The 3116-nt window shown below is 61.3% G+C and carries 2 protein-coding genes; one reads left to right on the top strand and one right to left on the bottom strand.

Going from position 1 to position 3116, the window contains the following annotated elements:
- Positions 1-1767 (bottom strand): Ig-like domain-containing protein (locus WBP53_RS15610; protein ID WP_423930566.1); only part of this gene is annotated, 1767 nt, incomplete at its 3' end.
- A 231-nt stretch (positions 1768-1998) separates the two neighbouring features.
- Here WBP53_RS15610 and grxD point away from each other — a divergent pair.
- Positions 1999-2922: a Grx4 family monothiol glutaredoxin gene (gene grxD / locus WBP53_RS15605; RefSeq protein WP_423930564.1), complete on the top strand. Its 924-nt coding sequence runs from the start codon at positions 1999-2001 to the stop codon at positions 2920-2922.
- Positions 2923-3116 lie beyond the last annotated feature (194 nt).

The following is a 3116-nucleotide window of genomic DNA, read 5'->3' as shown; positions in this document are numbered from 1 at the left end:
GCTCTTGAGCGTGCTGGCAGTGTCGTCAACCGCTACCGGAGGCTGATTCGATTCTTCGGCGGTATTGACCGTGATGCTGACCGTGGCGGTTGCCGTGCCGCCGCTGTCGTCGGTGACCGTGTAGCTGAAGCTGTCCGGCCCCGAATAGCCGGTCGTGGGGGTGTAGCTGACCTGGTCACCAACAATCTGCGCAGTGCCGTTCATCGGCGCTGTCACGCTGCTGATTGTCAGTGGGTCGCCGTCCGGGTCACTGTCATTGGCGAGCACGTTGATCAGATTGCCGATCGAATCGAAATCGACGGTGGCGGCATCGTTGGCGGCCACCGGCATGCCATTGAGATACACGCGCGGCCCGAGCGTGGTTGTACTGGACTCTTCCTCGAACTTGTACACGTCAACCGTACGCTTGTGTTCGGCGGGGTTGCGCAGGGCGCGTTCGATCCAGGCCGGATTGGCCTTGACCGGTTCGCGTACCCACTCAACCTTGTCAGCGGCCGGTTCGGGTGTCGGCGCGGGAACGATGGTCTCTTCGATGGTCAGGAAGTCGACATCGACGCGACGGTTCTTCTGGCGATTTTCCGCCGTATCGTTCGGGAATCCCGGATCCAGCTCACCGGCTCCACGGGTATCGATCTGATCCGCGGGAATGCCGCGGCTGACCAGGTACGCCTTGGCGCTGGCGGCACGACGCTCGGACAGGCGCTGGTTGTAGTCTTCAGGGCCGACCGAATCGGTGTGACCGACGACGCTGACGCGACTCACGCGCGATACCGATGCCAGCTTGGCGACAAGTTCATCGAGCGCAGCAATGGCATCCGGACGAAGATCCGATTGATCGAAGCCGAAGAAGGCATCGCCATCAAGACGCACTTCGTTGCGGATGACCTGAGGTTCGGACGCTGCGGCAGACGCGGCAGGCGCCGGTGTGCGCACTTCGACCATGCGGAAGGGATCGCGCACGCGATAATTCTGCCCAAAGTCGTAGCGGACCAGCAGCCAGCCACGGCTGTCGGACTTGTCGATCTCGAAATCGCCCGACTTGCGCAGGTATTCGCCCTGCACGGAGAGGCTGAATGGACTGTTGCGGAACAGCTTGTCCATGCCCAGCGAAAAGGTGGACTGGTCTGCGTTGAAATCGCCTTTTTCGTAGTCGAAACCGGCACGCACGCGCAGCAGCGGTTCGTCGAAATAGGCGCCGAGGCGGAAGCCCAGGCCGTCGTCATAGGGATGTTCGAAGAAATCGGTCAGGGTTTCGATCGTCTGCAACTGGGTGTATGCACCCATGGCATCGGTGCCGGTCAGGGTGCTGGTATCGGTGACCAGGGTCGAGTTGACCAGGCGCGATCCCGAGGTTGCATGACTGTAGTAGCCACTGAAGAACAGGTCGTTGCGCTCCCAGCCGACGCCGAGCGTGGCCTTGTTGTCCTGGTACATGTTCTGGTCGCCAGCGACAAAGAATTTCCAGACCGTGGCCTTTTCGCTGTCGGCCGCACCGAACAGGCGGTTGTAGCTGACCTGGATGCCGCCGGAACTGCTCTGGCCCAGCCAGAGCTCAGCCAGCCATGCCGATTCATCGGTCTTGCCGAGGATGGCGAGGATTTCACCGAGGACATCGCCGTCATCATTGACACCGAGCGAGACGCGCGCGTTGGAGCCGACATAGGTGACGGGAATAGTGACATCCCCAGCGGCTGGATCGGAGGGTGCCTGCGCATGCGCCGTCGTAGCGAGTGCGATGGCGACGCAGAGTGGCAGCTGGCGGATCATGTCGTTTCCCCTGACGGTGGTGTTCCCCTGAACGGCGAATTATCCAGTATTTTTCACAGTCGGCCAAACCGGGTCGGATGCGGGGCTGCGTTACCATGCAGTGCATGCCCGGTCGGCGCCGGGCCTCATGCCCTTGTGTGTGCGGGCCGGCGCACCCATATGCGGTGCCATGGTGTGCAGGGCGATAGGCTTCCAGCGCACAGAATTGAATCCATTTGTGAGGAATACCCCATGTCCGATACCCAACCTGTCCGTCAGAGCATCGAATCGATGCTGGCCAGCAACCGCGTTGTCCTGTTCATGAAAGGAACGCGTGATGCGCCGAACTGCGGATTCTCGGCAGCAACGGCTGGGGCCCTGAGTGGCTTGCTGGACGACTATGTGACCGTTGACGTGCTGGCCGACGAGGATATTCGTCAGGGCATCAAGGAGTACGGCAACTGGCCGACGATTCCCCAGCTCTACGTGGATGGAGAGTTGATCGGCGGCGCCGATATCGTCCAGGGCATGGCTGCCAGCGGCGAGTTGCACAAGTTGCTCGGCCTGCCCGAGCCGGATCGCACGCCCCCGGAAATCACGATCAGCGATGAAGCCGCTGCGCAGATTCGCCAGGCACTCAGCGACGCCGAAGGCATGGGACTGTTCCTCGCCATCGATGGCCGTTTCCAGCCGCAGTTCCAGCTTCGCGAAATTCAGGGCAGCGAGATTCGGGTCGTTGCCAACGGAATCGACGTGTTGTTCGATCCAGCCAGTGCCCAGCGCGCCAAGGGTGCACACATCGGCTGGACCGAAACCGCGCAGGGCGAAGGCCTGTCAATCGATCTGCCTGCGGCACCCCCCAAGGTGCATGCACTCGATGTGCAGAGCCTGAAGCAACTGATGGACGAGAAGAAAATCACCGTCATCGATGTGCGGCCGGCCGCCGAGCGCGACGTGGCCCCGTTTGCCGGCGCCGAAGTGCTGGATGCCAGCAGCCACGAACGATTGGTCAAGTTGCCCAAGGACACCCCGCTGGCCTTTCTTTGCCACCATGGCAATTCCAGCCAACGGGCGGCCGAGCATTTTCGCGAGCAGGGCTTTCGCGTCGTCCACAATATCGAGGGCGGCATCGAAGCCTGGTCTTCACAGGTGGATGCCAGCGTACCGAAGTATTGATCAGCGCTGACTCGAGCTGACGGCAGCAGGTTCCGCAGTGCCTCAAGTACGACTGGTTTCGTTGCAACGCAGCATGGGTTCTGGTCGCGCTTTGCCTATACTCACAGGTATCGGGATGCCGTGACGTGCATCACGATGCGATGCCTTGAGTACACAAAGTACGGAGCCTGCCAATGCGTTCAATGCTGCTTGCC

This window comes from Dokdonella sp., from assembly GCF_049593775.1.
Taxonomy (GTDB): Bacteria; Pseudomonadota; Gammaproteobacteria; order Xanthomonadales; family Rhodanobacteraceae; genus Dokdonella.
The sequence above is the reverse complement of the archived record's forward strand: the minus strand, read 5'-3'. Positions and strand labels throughout refer to the sequence as shown.